Origin of the sequence: Neoroseomonas rubea, from assembly GCF_016106015.1 — a bacterium.
GTDB classification, from domain to species: domain Bacteria; phylum Pseudomonadota; class Alphaproteobacteria; order Acetobacterales; family Acetobacteraceae; genus Neoroseomonas; species Neoroseomonas rubea.
Window position 1 is genome coordinate 1 of record NZ_JACADQ010000071.1, and the last position, 15506, is coordinate 15506.

The following is a 15506-nucleotide window of genomic DNA, read 5'->3' on the forward strand; positions in this document are numbered from 1 at the left end:
AGCTCAGTCGTGTGCCCTCCCGATCTCGCATCAGCGCCGGGTTGCGCCGGCCGCCGCCGGCGACGAGCCATTGCAGCGGCGGGTCGGGGAACAGCCGCGCCGCGGCCGCGACGCAGACGGCGCAGAAGGCGCAGAGCGTCGCCGCGCCATCGGCCGCCGAGAGCTCCGCCGCGCCGGCTTCCTTCAGCGCGCGGTCGAAATCGAGCCGGTCGAGCGATTTCGGCGGCGGCGCGGACAAATAGGGGTGCGCCATCAGCCGCCCCAGCACCGCCCCATCCGCCTGGCCGGCCAGCGCCAGCTTGCCCGCCGCGTCGTAGTCCTTGCCTGTATGCTTGCGCGCCCAGTCGTCGAGCGGCCCGTTGGCGGGGCCCGTGTCGAAGGCGAGCATCTCCCCGCCCTCCCCCAGCCAGGTCACGTTCGCCACGCCACCGAGGTTGAGGATGGCAAGCGGCTTGGGCAGCGGCTGCGACAGCGCGCGGTGGAACACGGGTACGAGCGGCGCGCCCTGACCGCCGGCGGCGACATCGGCCGAGCGGAAATCATAGGCGACGGTCATGCCCGTCCGCCGCGCCAGCGCGGCGGCGTCGCCCACCTGCCAGGTGAAAGGCGTTATGTTGCGCCCCGCGACGGGCGGGCGGTGCAGGATGGTCTGGCCGTGGAAGCCCACCAGGTCCGCTTCCAGGCCGAGCGCCTCGAGCGCCTCGGCATGGCGGTCGGTCAGGCGGCGGATGGCGTCGAGCAGCTCGGGATCGTCGCCGGAGAGCGTCTCCGCGCGGTCGAGCAATCCGCGCAGCATCCGGCGCAGCGCCGGGTCGTAGGGCAGGGTCAGGCGCGGGCCGAGCCGCCCGATCGTCTCCCCGTCCGTCTCCAGATAGGCCGCGTCCACCCCGTCGAGCGAGGTGCCGCTCATGAGCCCGATGGTTCTCAGCATCGCAGTGACGTGCTAGCCCCCCTGCCCTTCCCGCGATAGCCCCCCGGCGAGCGAGCACGAGACCATGAGCGGCCCGAACAGCGACTTCCTGCGCATTGCCAAGGAACGCGGCTATGTCCACCAGACCTCGGACGAGGCGGAGCTGGACGCCGCGCTGAACAAGGGCGGGCTCGTCGCCTATATCGGCTACGACTGCACGGCGGACAGCCTGCATGTGGGGCACCTGCTGCCGACCATGCTGCTGCGCCTGCTGCAGAAGACCGGCGGGCGGCCGATCGCGCTGATCGGCGGCGGCACGACCAAGGTCGGCGACCCGTCCGGCAAGGACGAGGCGCGGCAATTGCTGACCGAGGAGATCATCGAGGCCAACAAGGTCGGCATCCGCCGCACCTTCGAGGCGCTGCTGGATTTCAACGCCGGCGCGATGATGCTCGACAACGCCGAATGGCTCGACGAGCTCCGCTACATCCCCTTCCTGCGCGACGTGGGCCGGCATTTCTCCGTCAACCGCATGCTGACCATGGACAGCGTGAAGCTGCGGCTGGAACGCGAGCATTCGCTGAGCTTCCTCGAGTTCAACTACATGCTGCTGCAATCCTACGACTTCCTGGAGCTGCACCGCCGCCACGGCGCGGTGTTGCAGATGGGCGGGTCGGACCAGTGGGGGAACATCGTCATGGGGGCGGAACTCATCCGCCGCATGGCGGGCGGGCATGCGCATGTGCTGACGACGCCGCTGCTGACCACCGCCTCCGGCGCCAAGATGGGCAAGACCGCGGCGGGTGCGGTGTGGCTGAACCCCGACCGCCTCAGCCCCTACGACTACTGGCAGTTCTGGCGGAACACCGAGGATGCGGATGTCGGCCGCTTCCTGGCCCTGTTCACCGAACTGCCGATGGAGGAGGTGCGGCGCCTGGGCGCGCTCGCCGGCGCCGAGGTGAACGAGGCGAAGAAGGTGCTGGCTACCGAGGCAACCGCGCTGCTGCATGGCCGCGCGGCGGCCGAGGCCGCGGCTGAGACCGCGCGCCGCGCCTTCGAGGAAGGGGCGGCCGCCGAGACGCTGCCCAGCATCACCGCCGCCCTGCCCGCGCCCTTCGTGGACCTGGCGGTACAGGCTGGCCTCGCCGCGAGCAAGGGCGAGGCGCGGCGGCTGATCGCGCAGAACGGGCTGCGGCTGAACGACGCGGTGGTGACCGACGTGGCGCTGAGCGTGACGCCAGCCGACCTGCGCGACGGCGCGGCGAAGCTTTCAGCCGGGCGCAAGCGGCACGTGCTGGTGCGCGCGGGCTGATCGCCCGCGACGTCAACTGGCGCCGATATAGACCGCGATGCCGGTGAAGGCGAAGGCACCGGCGCCGAGCCCGCCCTGGATTTGCGGCGCCTCGTACAGGGCGCGGCCGAAGCTCGGCAGGTTGGGCGGGATGGTGATGCGCGTCCGGCACAGGAAGCGCGTCGAGAACAGCCCGACATCGTTGAATTCGAGCGACGCGACCTGCGCGCCCACCACGATGGCCGAGGCGCCGGCCGAGACGATGCTGAAGGAGGATCGCTGCAGGTCACGGCACGAACAGGTGCCGTCCATGTTGGACCAGCCATAGCTGTCGGTCGGCGGATGGAAGTTCGGGTTGATGAGCTGCCGGACGACATCGGCATAGGGGATGCCGACCGCGCTGCCGACGCTGCCCCCGACCCCGGCGCCGCCCGCGATGGCGATGAAGACCGGCTTTACCGGCACGTCGGGCGAGCGCCATTGCAGGAAGAACACCCCGCCACCGAGCACGGCGGCCCCGCCCATCTGCGCGACGACGCAGCATTCCCACCGGGACGAACGCGCTTCCCACCACCCCATCGGGCTCTCCTTCATCGCCTGGACAACGGTACGGTTTCAACATGGCCGATGTCGCAGGACGACGAAGTGCTTCAGCACACCGGGCGATCGCGGTGCGGAATGCGCGCGCCCGGCCGCCAGGGCACGACCCGAAGGGGCCTGTCCGCATCGACCGTTCGCCAGGGGTCGGAGAGGGGCAGCCCCTCCCCGAGGCGCCTCACTCGAAGCGGTTCCCCCGCGGGAACCCGTTCGGCGGCGCCTTGCCGGCGCCGGCGCGGTTGCCGAGCCAGGGGCGGAGATCCGTCTCCGTCCGCGTCCGCCCGCCGAGCGTCCAGGAAAGGCCCTCGGCGCGCGTGAACACCTTCGCGTCGGACAGCCCGCCATCGCGATAGGCCTGCAGCTGCACGCCGCGGCCGCGCGTCATCTCCGGCACCTGCTCGATCGGGAAGACCAGCAGCTTCCGGTTCTCCCCGATCACCGCGACGCTGTCGCCATCGGCCGGCACGCAAAGCGCGGCCTCGGTCGGCGGATCGACGTTGAGCACCTGCTTGCCGGTGCGCTTTTCCGCCAGCAGGTCTTCCCCCTTCACGATGAAGCCCTTGCCGTCGGAGGCCGCGACCAGGAAGCGCTGCCCGTCGCGATGGACGAACATGGCCACGACAGCGTCCTCATTCGTCAGCTCCACGATCAGCCGCACCGGCTGGCCGTCGCCGCGCCCGCGCGGGAGGGCGTCGGCCTTGAGCGTGTACGCCTTGCCGTTCGTGGCGAAGACCACGATGCGGTCGGTCGTCTCGGCATGGAGCGCGACCAGCAGGCTGTCGCCTTCCTTGAAGCGGATCTCGCCATCGAGCGGGATGTGCCCCTTCTGCGCGCGGATCCAGCCCTTCTCCGACAGGATGACGGTGATCGGCTCGCGCTCGACGAAGGCGGTCTCGTCCACCAGCACGGCGGGCAGCAGGCGGCCGGTCTCGGTGCGCCGCCGGCCGAGCGCACCGTCGCCGAACTTCGCGCGCGTCGCGGCGATTTCCTCCGCGATCGCGTCCCAGCGCTTCTTCTCCGAGCCCATCAGCCCCTGCAGCCGCTTCTGCTCCGCGCTGAGCTTCTTGTGCTCCTTGCGGATCTCCATTTCCTCGAGCTTGCGCAAGCTGCGCAGCCGCATGTTGAGGATCGATTCCGCCTGCAGGTCGGTCAGCCCGAAGGCCTTCATCAGTTCGGGCTTCGGCTCGTCCTCGGTGCGGATGATGCGGATCACCTCATCCAGGTTGAGATAGGCGATGAGGTAGCCGTCGAGGATCTCGAGCCGCCGGGCGATCGCCGCCAGCCGGTGCTCCGTCCGCCGCACCAGCACGATGTGGCGGTGGTCGAGCCAGGCCCGCAGCACCTCCCGCAGCGACATCACGCGCGGCGTGCGCTCGGCATCCAGCACGTTCATGTTGAGCGGGAAGCGGAATTCCAGCGCGGTGGCGCGGAACAGCGTCTCCATCAGCACCGCGGGCTCGACCGTGCGGGACTTCGGTTCCAGCACCAGGCGGACGACGTCGGTGCTCTCGTCCCGCACGTCGCCGAGCAGCGGGAGCTTCTTCTCCTCCAGCAGCTGGGCGATCTGCTCGATGAGCTTCGCCTTCTGCACCTGGTAGGGGATCTCGGTCACCACGATCTGCCAGGTGCCGTTCTTCAGCGCTTCCCGTTCCCAGCGCGCCCGAACACGGAAGCCGCCGCGGCCGGTCTCGTAGGCCTCGCGGATCGCCTCGGGCGGTTCCACCAGCACGCCGCCGGTCGGGAAGTCCGGGCCGCGGATATGGGCCAGCAGGTCCGCTTTCGGGTCCTGGATCAGCGCGAGCGCGGCGTCGCAGAGCTCGCCCGCATTGTGCGGGGGGATGGAGGTCGCCATGCCGACCGCGATGCCGGCTGCGCCGTTGGCAAGCAGGTTCGGGAAGGCCGCGGGGAGCACCACGGGCTCGCGTTCCTCGCCATCGTAGGTGGCGCGGAAATCGACCGCGTTCTCCTCGATGCCATCCAGCATCGCCTGCGCGACCTGCGTGAGGCGCGCCTCGGTGTAGCGCATGGCCGCGGCGTTATCGCCGTCGATATTGCCGAAATTGCCCTGCCCCTCGACCAGCGGGTAGCGCGCGGCGAATTCCTGCGCCTGGCGCACCAGCGCTTCATAGATGCTGCTGTCGCCATGCGGGTGGTACTTGCCCATTACGTCGCCGACGATGCGGGCGCATTTCTTGAACCCCGCCTCCGGATCGAGCCGGAGCTGGTGCATGGCCCAGAGCAGCCGGCGATGGACGGGCTTCAGCCCATCCCGCACGTCCGGCAGGGACCGTGCGGTGATCGTGGATAAGGCGTAGGCCAGGTAGCGTTCAGAGAGTGCGTCCGCGAGACGGGTCTCGCGTTCGCCCCCGGCGGGGGGGGATTCCGTCTTGTCGATGGGCATGGTTTGATTCGGGCTTCGTTAGGGGCTGGGGTCTAGCCTTCGTACCGTCGAAGAGCCAGGGGCAGGTCGATGCAGGTGTGGATCGTCAAGGCGGACGCGGTGGCCGAAAGCGGCGGGCCGGAGGCCATGCGCCAGGTCCTGCTCGGCTTCGCCCGCGCGCCGGCCGGCGCGCAGGCGGAAGCCGTGGTCACGCGCGGCCTCGAACGGCTCGGCTGGCGGCCGATCGCGGTGCAGGAGGCCGGGCCGCTCGACCCCGGCGCGCTGGAGGCGATGGAACCCGCCTTCCAGGACGCCTACGAAACGGCCATCACCGGCCGGATCGGCCTTATCCTGTATCGCGGCACGCTGCACTGAGTGCGGCCACCCGGTCCGCGAGGCGCAGCCGCGCCTCCGGCACCGGCCGATGGCGCGCCCCGAAGGCGTCGCGCGCCAGGAAATGTCCCGTCAGGCGCAGCCCGGCATCCCAGCCGGTCGCATCGCCGTCGCCGCTCCCATCGCGCAGGAAGGCCGGCAGCGCCAGCAGCCGCCCGGCATAGGGCGCCGCCGCGCCGGCGCTGACCGCCCGCCCCGTGCGCGGGGAGACATGCGTCAGCCCCTCCGTCACGCCGGTGACGGCGCAGGCGGCGAGGTTCAGCCCATAGCCGAGTTCGCTGAGGACCAGCGCCTCCCAGCGCACATAGTCGGCCATCACGCCCTCCGCCCCGCCGGCGAGATGCCCGATCAGGGAGACCAGCGCCTGGAAGGCGCGCGGATGCGGCTCTCGCTCCGGCAGCGCATCGGCGGCGATGGCGCAGGCGGAAGACAGCAGCGCCAGCGCCAGCGGATCTTCCATCGCCAGCGCCGCGGCCGGGTGCACCATCTCCCCGCTCAGCGCGCCCAGCTGGTCCGGCAGGCGGGCGATCCAGCGCGCCTCGACCAGGTTGCCCGGCAGCCAGAGCCCCGCCTGGGCGCGCGACGCACCACCCTTGGCGAGTCCCGCATGGCGGCCGTGCTCCTCCGTCAGCAGAGCGACGACGGCCGCCCCTTCGCCATGCGGGCGGACATCCAGCACGATGGCGGGGGCCTGCCATTCCATTCGCATTCCTCAACGGATGAATTCGCGGACACGCGCCCGGACGTTCACGTCTGCTTGAGTCCGGGGTGCCCAGTGTAGCGCCTCCGCCGCCACGACGAGGCCCTTCATGCTCGCCCGCCTGCCCATTTCGCTCCGCATCCACCTGATTACCGCGATCGCCTTCGCCGGCCTCATCCTCGTCGGCGCGCTGAACGCGATGACGCGGAGCGGCGAGTTGGAGCGCGAGCGCACCGCCATGCTCTCCACCGTGGTCGACGGCGCCATCGCCATCGCCGCCGCCGAGCAGGCGCGTGTCGCCGCCGGTCAGGCGAGCGAGGAGGAGGCGAAGCGTCGCGCCACGGAGGCCATGTCCGCCATCCGCTACCGCGGCCAGGAATACGTGTGGGTGAACGACATGGGCCCGCGGATGGTGATGCACCCCTTCCGGCCCGACCTGAACGGCCAGGACCTCTCGGCCTTCGCCGACCCGAACGGCTTCCGCCTCTTCCAGGGCTTCGTGGACATGGTGCGCGGCCGGCCCGAGGGCGGCGTCGTCGGCTACATGTGGCCGCGCCCGGGTGCGGCGCAGCCGGTCGAGAAACTCTCCTTCGTGCGCGGCTTCGCGCCCTGGGGCTGGGTGGTCGGCACCGGCATCTACGTCGACGACCTGCGCGCGGCGCAGCGGGATATCTGGGTCTGGGCGCTCGGCGAGGCGGGCCTGGCGGGGCTGCTCGTCGGGCTGTTCGCGACGCTGCTCGCGCGCGGCATCGCGGGCCCGCTCGGCGCGGTCACGCGCAGCACCACGGCCCTGGCAAGCGGCGAACTCGACCATCCGATCGCCGGCGCGGGGCGGGCTGACGAGGTCGGGCGCCTCGCCGCCGCACTCGAGACCTTCCGCCGCGACGCGCTCGACAAGCGTGAACTGGAAGCCTCGGCCGAGGCCGCCCGCGCCGCCTCTGCGCAGCGCCACGCCGCGATGGAAGCGCATGTGCAGGAATTCGGCGCGTCGGCATCCGGCGCCATGGGCAACGTCGTCGAAAGCGCCGGCCGCATGCGGGAAGTCGCCGAAGCCATGGCCGGCGCCGCCGCGCGCATCCGCGCGCGCGCGCAAGAAACCGGCGCGGAAGCCGAGGGGGCGGCGCGCAACCTCTCCTCCGTCGCTGCCGCGACCGAGGAACTCGCCGCCAGCACCGGGGAGATCGCCCGCCAGGTGGGTGCCGCGACCGAAGCCGTGACGCAGGCCGTCGCGCAATCCCAGGCCAGCGACCGGCTCGTCGCGGGCCTGGCGGGCGAAGCCGAGGCGATCGGCGGCGTCGTGCGGCTGATCGAGGACATCGCCGGGCGGACCAACCTGCTCGCGCTGAACGCGACGATCGAGGCGGCGCGCGCGGGGGAAGCCGGCAAGGGCTTCGCCGTCGTCGCGAGCGAAGTGAAGGCGCTCGCCGCGCAGACCGCCACGGCCACCGCCGAGATCGGCACGCGCATCTCGGCCGTGCAGGAGGCGACGCGCCGCGCCTGCGAGGGCATCGCCGCCATTGGCCAGACGGTCGCGCGGGTCGAGGCGATCGCCGCCTCGGTCGCCGGCGCGGTCGAGGAACAGGGCAAGGCGACGCGCGAGATCGCGGAATCGACGCAGGTCGTCACCGCCGCGACATCGGCGGCGAGCGGCGCGATGACGGAATTCGGCGCGCTCGCCGACCAGGCGCATGGGCTGGGCAGCGACGTGCTGTCCGCCGCCGAGCGCAACGGGCAGGAGGCGGAAAGCCTGCGCGCGGAACTCGACGGATTCCTCGCCGCGATGCGGGAAGCCGAGGATCGCCGCGCCTATGAGCGCGTCCCGGGCCAGGGAATGCCGGTCGAGCTGCGCCTGCCGGATGGGCGCGTGCACACCGCGCGGCTGGCCGACATCTCCTTCGGCGGCGCGGCCATGACGCCGGGGATCGACGCCGCAGCCGGGATGCGGGTGGAGGTCCGCTTCGCCGGCGGGGCGCCGCTCCCCGCGCGGATCGTGCGCGGCTCGGCCGCGGGCATCGCCTGCACGCTGCGCCAGGACGCGGCGACGCGCGCGGCGGTGAACGCGGTGATCGCGGGGCTCGGGCAGCGGCGCGCGGCTTAGGGCCGCAGCGGCTTAGCCGGCGTCGTCCAGGCCGATCGCGCGGATCCGCGCCCGTTCCTCGTCCCAGCCTTCCCGTTCCTTCACGTTGAGGAACAGGTGCACGGTGCGGTCGAGCAGCTTCGTCAGCTCGATCCGCGCCGATTGCCCGATGGCGCGGATGCGGCTGCCCTTCTCCCCGATCAGGATCGCCTTCTGCGTGGCGCGGGAGACATAGATGGTGCAGTCCACGCGAACGGATCCGTCCTCGTTCTCCGTCCACTGCTCGGTCTCGACCGAGGCGTGGTGCGGCACTTCCTGGTGCGTCTGGCGCAGGATCTGTTCGCGCACGATCTCCGCCGCCAGCATCCGGTTCGGCAGGTCGGTCAGGTCGTCCTCGGGGAACAGGTAGGGACCGGGCGGCATGGCGGCGGCCAATGCCGCTTCCAGCCGGTCGATCCCATCCCCCTTCTCGGCCGAGATCATGAAGGTCTCGGCAAAGGGCAGCAGCGCGTTGAGTTCGGCCGTCAGCGGCAGCAGCCGCGGCGCCGGGATCAGGTCGGTCTTGTTCAGCGCGAGCCAGACCGGCCGGCGCGACTTCGCGAGCCCCTCGACGATCTTGCGCACCGCATCGGTCAGCCCGGCTCGCGCATCGACCACCAGCAGCGCGAGGTCGGCATCCTGCGCGCCGCCCCAGGCGGCCGCGACCATGGCGCGATCCAGCCGCCGGCGCGGAGCGAAGATGCCCGGCGTATCGACCAGGATGATCTGCGCCGCGTCGCGCATAATCACGGCGCGGATGCGGAAGCGCGTCGTCTGCGGCTTGGGCGAGACGATCGTCACCTTCGTGCCGGCCATGCGGTTGACCAGGGTGGACTTGCCGGCATTCGGCGCGCCGACGATGGCGACAAGCCCGCAGCGCGTCGTCATGGCGAGATCCCCGCAAGCCAGGCTTCCGCGGCGGCCAGTTCCGCCGCGCGCTTCGTCTCGCCGTTGCCTTCGGCGCTGCGGCCTTCGGCCGTGACCTCCACCACGAAGAAAGGCGCGTGGGAGGGGCCGGCGGCGGAGACGAGCCGATATTCGGGCAGGCCAAGGCCCCGCCCGAGCGTGTGTTCCTGCAGCCGGTTCTTGGCCGAGACCGGCGGCTTTGGCGCGGCATCCAGCAGCGCGGCCCAGTGCCGGCGCACCACGGCGCGCGCCGCGTCCAGCCCGCCATCGCGATACACCGCGCCGAGAAGGGCTTCCACGGCATCGGCCAGCACGGTCTGGCGCGCACGCAGCCCGGCGCGTTCCTCACCGGGCGGGATGCGCAGCGCCTCGGCCAGGCCCATCGCCTCGCCCACCCGTGCGAGCGTCTCCCACGCCACGAGGGAGGAGAGGCGGCGCGTGAGGTTGCCCTCGCGTTCCTCCGGGTAGCGTTCGGTCAGCCATTCGGCCATCAGCAGGCCGAGCACGCGGTCGCCGAGGAATTCCAGCCGCTCGTTCGAATCGAGCTGTCCGCCGCGGGCATCGGCCGCGCTCCGATGGGTCAGCGCCTGGCCCAGCAGCGCCGGGTCGGCGAAGGCGTGGCCGAGGCGGTCCTCGATGCCGCTCATCGCACGGCGGAGAACAGCCGGCTCCAGCGGATGGCGAAGGGCCAGCCCCAGACCTCCCACCAGGCGGCGGAACCGTCCACCGAGAAGAAGATGAACTCCGCCCTGCCGACCAGGTTCTCGATGGGGATGAAGCCCACCGCGTTCATCGCGCGGCTGTCGAGGCTGTTGTCCCGGTTGTCGCCCATGGCGAAGACATGGCCCTCGGGGACGCGGAACTCGGCGGTGTTGTCGAAGGGCCCGTCGTCGGTCGCTTCCAGGATCTGGTGCGACACCGCCGCCCCGCCCGCCGCGGCCGGCAGGGTTTCGAGGAAGCGCCGGACCGTGATGCGCGGCCCGTCCCCTTCCACCGTGAAGGGGCCGAGCGCCGTGCGGCGGACCGCCTCCCCGTTGATGTGCAGGATGCCGCCGCGCACCTGGATGCGGTCCCCGGGCAGGCCGACGATGCGCTTGATGTAGTCGGTGGACCCGTCCCGCGGCAGCTTGAAGACGGCCACGTCGCCGCGGTCGGGCAGGCGGCCGAAGATGCGCCCGTCGAACAGGTGCGGGCTGAACGGCATCGAATGGCGCGAATAGCCGTAGGAATACTTCGAGACGAACAGGTAGTCCCCCACCAGCAGGGTCGGGATCATCGACCCGGAGGGGATGTTGAAGGGCTCGAAGGCGATCGTGCGGATGCCGATCGCGATCAGCGCCGCGTAGACGATCGTCTTGATGCTTTCCAGCCAGCCGCCGGTCTTCTTCTTCGCCATGGATGGGGTGTTTCGACGGCCTGGTCAGGGGGTTCAGCCGCGACCGGTCGGCGCGGGCGGGCGAGGGAAAACAGCGCGGGGGCGCGCTGTCAAGGAAGCGGGACGGCGGTGATGACCACCATCGCCTGGGCATAGGGGAATTCGTCGGTCATGGTCAGGGCGATCTCCGCCCTGTGGCCGGGGGGCGTGATGGCGGCGAGGCGTTCCGCCGCGCCCCCCGTCAGGCGCAGCGTCGGCTGGCCGGAGGGCAGGTTCACCACGCCCAGGTCGCGCCAGAAGACACCGGCGCGAAAGCCCGTGCCGAGCGCCTTCGACGCCGCTTCCTTCGCCGCGAAGCGCTTGGCGTAGGTGGCGGCGCGGATCCGCTCCGTTCGCCGCTCGGCCTTGGCGCGCTCCAGGGGCGTGAAGATGCGTTCGAGGAAGCGGTCGCCATGCTTTTCGATCGTCCGCTCGAGCCGGCGGATGTCGAGGACGTCGGAGCCGATGCCGATGATCATGGTGTATGCTTGGCCATGCGATTCACGCCTGCGGATGCTCGCGCCTGGCGGCGCTGCGCCCTCCGGCGATCGCACGTGGGGGCCATACGATTCACGCCTGCGGGTGCTCGCGCCTGGCGGCGGGCGGGACGGGCGTTCATCCCTTCGCCCTGTCCACCTGCGTGACGCCCGGGCAGGCGCGCAGCGCGGCGAGGATCGCGGCGAGGTGCGAGGTGTCGCGCACCTCTACATCCAGCAGCACCTCGCACCACTCCCCGGCGCGGTTGAGGATGCGAAGGCTGTTCACCGCCCCTTCCTGCCGCGCGATCGCGGTCGTCAGCCCGGCCAGCGCGCCAGCATTGTTCTCGGCCGTCAGTTCGATCCGCCCGACATGCGCGCCCTTCGCCCCGCCATCATATTCCCAGTCCACGTCGATGAAGCGCTCGGGCGTGGCGGAGAAGGCCTCGAGCCCGTGGCAGTCATGCTTGTGGATCGTCACGCCCCGGCCCGTGGTGACGATGCCGACGATGCGGTCGCCGGGCAGCGGGTGGCAGCAGCCGGCGAAATGCACCGCCATGCCGGAGACAAGCCCGGTCACGCCCATCGCCGAATCGCGCTTCGAGGAAGGTGCGCGGTCCGCCTTGCCCGCCATCAGCGTAGGCCCGGCGCCGAGCCGCCCGCGCGGGCGGGCGAGCGGCATCTGGTCCACCGAGCGCATATGCGTGCGCATTTCAGGCACCGCGGCGTGCAGCACCTCGCGCGGGGAGAGGTTGCCGCTCGCCACCGCGACGCTGAGCGTCTCGAAATCCGGCTGCTTCAGCGCCTTCACCGCCGGCTCGGCGATCTTCTCGCTGAAGTCGAGCCCCGCGGCGCGGAAGGCTTTCGCGATCGCGGCGCGGCCTTCCTCCCGCTGTTCGGCGCGCTGCCGGGCATGGACGAAGCGGCGGATGCGCGCACGCGCCTTGCCGGTGACGACGAAGCGTTCCCAGGCCGGGTTGGGCGACCCGCCACGGGCGGTGATGATCTCGACCTGGTCGCCGTTCTCCAGCGGGTGGCGCAACGGCACGATCTTGCCGTTGACCTTCGCACCCACCGTGTTGTCGCCGACCTGGCTGTGCACCTGGTAGGCGAAGTCGACCGGCGTGGCGCCGCGCGGCAACTCGATCAGGTCGCCCTTGGGCGTGAAGCAGAAGACCTGGTCGCGATGCAGTTCGAGCTTGGTGTGATCGAGGAAGTCCTGCGGGTCGGAGGCGGACTCCAGGATCTCCAGCAGGTCGCGCACCCAGGGGTAGCGCTTCTTGCGGCCGGTCGCGCCTTCCTCGCCCTGCTTGTAGATCCAGTGCGCGGCGACGCCGATCTCGGCGACCTCGTGCATCTCGCGCGTGCGGATCTGCACCTCGATCTTGGCGTTGCGCTTTTCCGGCACCGTCACGCCGGTGTGGACGGACTGGTAGCCGTTGGTCTTGGGCGTGCTGATCCAGTCCTTGAAGCGGCCGGGCACGACGCGATAGGCGGAATGGATGGCGCCGAGCGCGGCGTAGCAGTCGCCCTTGTCGTGCACGATGACGCGGAAGGCCATGATGTCGGACAGCTGCTCGAACGCCACGTTCTTGCGCTGCATCTTGAGCCAGATGGAATAGGGCGACTTCTCCCGCCCCTGCACCTCCAGCACGTCGACGCCCGCGTCCCGCAGCACGCGGCGCACATCCCGCTCGATCTCCTCGATCAGGTCGGCGCCCTGGCCGCGCAGATAGGTCAGGCGCGCGGCGATGGTCTGCCAGGCATCCGGGTTCATCTCCCGGAAGGACAGCGTCTCGATCTCGGTCTTGAGCGCGTCCATGCCAATGCGCTCGGCGAGCGGGGCGTAGATCTCCAGCGTCTCGCGCGCCGTGCGCACCCGCTTCTCGGGCTTCGCCACCGCGCCGATGGTGCGCATGTTGTGCAGCCGGTCGGCGAGCTTGACGATGAGGACGCGGATGTCCTCGCTCATGGCCAGGACCAGCTTGCGGAAGTTCTCCGCCTGCTTCGTGCGCTCCGATTGCAGTTCGAGCCGCGTCAGCTTGGTCACGCCGTCGACCAGGCGCGCCACCTCCTTGCCGAAGCGCTTCTCGAGTTCGGCCAGCGTGACGCCGGTGTCCTCGACCGTGTCGTGCAGCAGCGCGGTCGCGACGGTCGCGGCATCGAGCCGGTAGCCGGCGAGGATGTCGGCGACAGCGAGCGGATGGACGATGTAGGGCTGCCCGTCCTCCCGCCGCTGCGGGGCGTGGGCTTCCTCGGCGAGCGCATAGGCGCGCTCGATCAGGCTGCCATCGGCACGGGGATCATAGGCGAGGACCTTGGCCGCGAGTTCGGCACCGGGGCTCAGTGTCCCGGTGCCGCGCAGCCCCTCGGGGGCCGGCATGGGGCCGTTGCGGGGGCGGCCTGCGGCGCCCTGGCCCATGCGCGTCGCCCTAGAGCAGACCGCGTGCGGCCGTCATCGGCCGCGCGCGTGAGGATGCTCGTGGGACGAAGCAGGGGCGGGTTCCACGCATGTGGAAGCCGCCCTAGCGCTTGCCGGCCAGTTCCGCGGCGATCGCCGCCTCGATGTCGTCGGGCGACAGATCCTCGGCGGAGGCCTCCGGCAGCGTCTCGTCCTGCACTTCCATGATGCCGAAGATGTTCTCGTCGGTGGCGATGATGTCCATCACCTCCTCCTCGGCCGGCTCGGGCTCCGGCGCGCGGCTCAGCGACTTGATCAGGTCGCCCTCGAGGCCGGCGAGCTCGACCTTCTCCTCGGCGATCTCGCGCAGGGCGACGACGGGGTTCTTGTCGTTGTCGCGCTCGACCTCGATCTGCTCCCCGCGGCTGATGTTGCGCGCGCGCTGGGCGGCGAGCAGCACGAGCTCGAAGCGGTTCGGGATCTTCTCGATGCAGTCTTCGACCGTAACGCGCGCCATGGAGGCTCCAAACAGATGTGGGGCGCGCGGAGGGGTCCCCCGGCGCCCGGGCATGCCGGTGAACCTTCCACATAGCCACGCCCCGCCCTGGAAGCAAGGCGCAACCACGCTCAAGCCACTATCCGATCACCCTCGATCCGTGTGATCGGACAGTGCTGCAGCATCGCTCGTTCCAAGGGCGAGACATCGGATCAGCCGCTGCCGGCTGATCCGATACTGCTCTCATCGGCCGGCAGGCGGCGGATCTCCTGGGGTGGGAGCGCCGCGACCAGCGCCTCCACCGTCTTGCCCAGCACGGGGTGGACCCAGCCGGGGGCGACCTCCGCCAGCGGGCACAGCACGAAGGCGCGGTCCGCCGCCCGCGGATGCGGCAGGATGGGCGCCGGCCCGGCCAGCACCCGGCCGGACAGGTCGATCAGGTCGAGGTCGAGCACCCGCGGCGCGTTCGGAAAGGGCCGCGCCCGCCCGGCCTCATCCTCGATCGCGTGCAGGACGGCGAGCAGCCGTTCCGGCGTCGCCTCCCCCTCCAGCCGCGCCACGCCGTTCACATAGGGGGGGGAGCGCGGGTCGGGCGGGATCGGCGCCGATTCCCACCAGGAGGACACGGCGGCGACCCGCAGCCCCGGGATCGCGCCGAGCCGCCCGACGGCCCAGCGGCAGGTCTCGAGCGGCCCCGCGCCGCCGGCGCGCGGCAGGTTGGCGCCGATCGCCACCAGCGCGACCTCAGCCGACATGACAGGACCCGGCGGACGGTGTAGCGGACGCCCGCCCGCGATACGGCGGCGCCAGGGAAGGCAGGACCAACATGCGGCGATCAGGGGGTGCGGAGCGCATCGGCGTCTTCGTGGATGGGGCGAACCTCTACCACACCTCCCGCGCGCTCGGCTTCGAGATCGATTTCGCCGCGCTGCTCGACTATTTCCGCGGCGGCACCTACCTCGTCCGCGCCTTCTACTACACCGCGGTGGTCGAGACGGAGGACTACTCCCCGCTCCGCCCGCTGACCGACTGGCTCGCCTACAATGGCTGGCAGGTGGTCACGAAGCCGGCCAAGCAGCAATCCGACCCGACGGGCCGGCTGCGCCTGAAGGGCAACATGGATGTCGAGATCGCGGTCGACATGCTCGAACTCGCCCCTCAGCTCGACCACGTCGTGCTGTTCTCCGGCGATGGCGATTTCCGGCGGCTGGTGGAATCGGTGCAGCGGATGGGCGTGCGCGTGACCGTCGTCTCCTCGCTGCGCGCGCAGCCGCCGATGATCGCCGACGAACTCCGCCGCCAGGCCGATGCCTTCCTCGAACTGGAGGAGATCGCGCCGCAGATCACGCGCCGGCAGATCGAGCCGCGCGGCCGCGCCACCCCCGCCGCGCCGCCGCCGGCAGCCGTCGCGGCCCCGCCCCCCGCG

At 71.2% G+C, this 15506-nt stretch carries 15 protein-coding genes; 4 read left to right on the forward strand and 11 right to left on the reverse strand.

Annotated features, from left to right (window positions below):
* On the reverse strand, window positions 1-928 hold a 928-nt coding region (locus HW577_RS09825; protein WP_198375963.1), incomplete at its 3' end, for an anhydro-N-acetylmuramic acid kinase.
* 67 nt (window positions 929-995) lie between these two features.
* Here HW577_RS09825 and tyrS point away from each other — a divergent pair.
* Complete coding sequence (tyrS, locus tag HW577_RS09830) at window positions 996-2222, forward strand: tyrosine--tRNA ligase (RefSeq protein WP_198375964.1); 1227 nt, start codon at window positions 996-998, stop codon at window positions 2220-2222.
* A gap of 12 nt (window positions 2223-2234) precedes the next feature.
* Here tyrS and HW577_RS09835 read toward each other — a convergent pair whose 3' ends face one another.
* Both HW577_RS09835 and parC read right to left on the reverse strand, forming a co-directional pair.
* A complete protein-coding gene (locus HW577_RS09835) occupies window positions 2235-2780 on the reverse strand; it encodes a hypothetical protein (RefSeq protein ID WP_198375965.1) in 546 nt (181 codons plus the stop codon).
* Between the two features lie 196 nt (window positions 2781-2976).
* A complete protein-coding gene (parC, locus tag HW577_RS09840; RefSeq protein ID WP_198375966.1) occupies window positions 2977-5199 on the reverse strand; it encodes a DNA topoisomerase IV subunit A in 2223 nt (740 codons plus the stop codon).
* A 69-nt stretch (window positions 5200-5268) separates the two neighbouring features.
* Between parC and HW577_RS09845 the strand changes: the two genes are divergently transcribed.
* Window positions 5269-5553, forward strand: coding sequence for a hypothetical protein (locus tag HW577_RS09845; protein WP_198375967.1), 285 nt, complete (start codon window positions 5269-5271; stop codon window positions 5551-5553).
* Here HW577_RS09845 and recO read toward each other — a convergent pair.
* On the reverse strand, window positions 5525-6274 hold the full coding sequence (gene recO, locus HW577_RS09850) for a DNA repair protein RecO (RefSeq protein ID WP_198375968.1): 750 nt from the start codon (window positions 6272-6274) through the stop codon (window positions 5525-5527). The genes HW577_RS09845 and recO overlap by 29 nt on opposite strands.
* Before the next feature lie 106 nt (window positions 6275-6380).
* Here recO and HW577_RS09855 point away from each other — a divergent pair, with 106 nt between their 5' ends.
* Window positions 6381-8369 carry a cache domain-containing protein gene (locus HW577_RS09855; protein WP_198375969.1) on the forward strand — a complete coding sequence of 663 codons (1989 nt, stop codon included), beginning with the start codon at window positions 6381-6383 and terminating at the stop codon, window positions 8367-8369.
* Between the two features lie 12 nt (window positions 8370-8381).
* Here the strand turns inward: HW577_RS09855 and era are convergent, their stop codons facing one another.
* The 7 genes from era to folK all read right to left on the reverse strand — a co-directional run bounded on the left by era (window position 8382) and on the right by folK (window position 14835).
* The gene (era, locus tag HW577_RS09860; RefSeq protein ID WP_198375970.1) at window positions 8382-9275 is read right to left on the reverse strand and encodes a GTPase Era; all 894 of its coding nucleotides are present in this window, start codon (window positions 9273-9275) and stop codon (window positions 8382-8384) included.
* Entirely contained in the window at window positions 9272-9940 is a 669-nt protein-coding gene (rnc, locus tag HW577_RS09865) for a ribonuclease III (protein WP_198375971.1), read from the reverse strand. The genes era and rnc overlap by 4 nt, the downstream gene beginning before the upstream one ends.
* On the reverse strand, window positions 9937-10689 hold the full coding sequence (gene lepB / locus HW577_RS09870) for a signal peptidase I (RefSeq protein ID WP_198375972.1): 753 nt from the start codon (window positions 10687-10689) through the stop codon (window positions 9937-9939). The genes rnc and lepB overlap by 4 nt, the downstream gene beginning before the upstream one ends.
* Before the next feature lie 89 nt (window positions 10690-10778).
* On the reverse strand, window positions 10779-11186 hold the full coding sequence (gene acpS / locus HW577_RS09875; protein ID WP_198375973.1) for a holo-ACP synthase: 408 nt from the start codon (window positions 11184-11186) through the stop codon (window positions 10779-10781).
* A 136-nt stretch (window positions 11187-11322) separates the two neighbouring features.
* Window positions 11323-13566: a RelA/SpoT family protein gene (locus HW577_RS09880; protein WP_232474815.1), complete on the reverse strand. Its 2244-nt coding sequence runs from the start codon at window positions 13564-13566 to the stop codon at window positions 11323-11325.
* A gap of 142 nt (window positions 13567-13708) precedes the next feature.
* Window positions 13709-14101 (reverse strand): DNA-directed RNA polymerase subunit omega, encoded by a 393-nt coding sequence (rpoZ, locus tag HW577_RS09885; RefSeq protein ID WP_198375975.1) that lies wholly within the window; start codon window positions 14099-14101, stop codon window positions 13709-13711.
* A 191-nt stretch (window positions 14102-14292) separates the two neighbouring features.
* Window positions 14293-14835, reverse strand: a complete 543-nt coding sequence (folK, locus tag HW577_RS09890) for a 2-amino-4-hydroxy-6-hydroxymethyldihydropteridine diphosphokinase (protein WP_198375976.1) — start codon at window positions 14833-14835, stop codon at window positions 14293-14295.
* A gap of 71 nt (window positions 14836-14906) precedes the next feature.
* On the opposite strand from folK, the gene HW577_RS09895 reads away from it, so the two are divergent.
* Window positions 14907-15506 (forward strand): LabA-like NYN domain-containing protein (locus tag HW577_RS09895; RefSeq protein WP_198375977.1); only part of this gene is annotated, 600 nt, incomplete at its 3' end.

What these genes read in the sequence shown, in the direction of transcription:
- HW577_RS09855 (WP_198375969.1), top strand. Translation starts at nt 6,381, where the DNA reads ATGCTCGCCCGCCTGCCCATTTCGCTCCGCATCCACCTGATTACCGCG.
- tyrS (WP_198375964.1), top strand. Translation starts at nt 996, where the DNA reads ATGAGCGGCCCGAACAGCGACTTCCTGCGCATTGCCAAGGAACGCGGC.
- HW577_RS09845 (WP_198375967.1), top strand. Translation starts at nt 5,269, where the DNA reads ATGCAGGTGTGGATCGTCAAGGCGGACGCGGTGGCCGAAAGCGGCGGG.
- era (WP_198375970.1), bottom strand. Translation starts at nt 9,275, where the DNA reads ATGACGACGCGCTGCGGGCTTGTCGCCATCGTCGGCGCGCCGAATGCC.
- recO (WP_198375968.1), bottom strand. Translation starts at nt 6,274, where the DNA reads ATGGAATGGCAGGCCCCCGCCATCGTGCTGGATGTCCGCCCGCATGGC.
- HW577_RS09880 (WP_232474815.1), bottom strand. Translation starts at nt 13,566, where the DNA reads ATGCCGGCCCCCGAGGGGCTGCGCGGCACCGGGACACTGAGCCCCGGT.
- HW577_RS09835 (WP_198375965.1), bottom strand. Translation starts at nt 2,780, where the DNA reads ATGGGGTGGTGGGAAGCGCGTTCGTCCCGGTGGGAATGCTGCGTCGTC.
- acpS (WP_198375973.1), bottom strand. Translation starts at nt 11,186, where the DNA reads ATGATCATCGGCATCGGCTCCGACGTCCTCGACATCCGCCGGCTCGAG.
- lepB (WP_198375972.1), bottom strand. Translation starts at nt 10,689, where the DNA reads ATGGCGAAGAAGAAGACCGGCGGCTGGCTGGAAAGCATCAAGACGATC.
- folK (WP_198375976.1), bottom strand. Translation starts at nt 14,835, where the DNA reads ATGTCGGCTGAGGTCGCGCTGGTGGCGATCGGCGCCAACCTGCCGCGC.
- rpoZ (WP_198375975.1), bottom strand. Translation starts at nt 14,101, where the DNA reads ATGGCGCGCGTTACGGTCGAAGACTGCATCGAGAAGATCCCGAACCGC.
- parC (WP_198375966.1), bottom strand. Translation starts at nt 5,199, where the DNA reads ATGCCCATCGACAAGACGGAATCCCCCCCCGCCGGGGGCGAACGCGAG.
- rnc (WP_198375971.1), bottom strand. Translation starts at nt 9,940, where the DNA reads ATGAGCGGCATCGAGGACCGCCTCGGCCACGCCTTCGCCGACCCGGCG.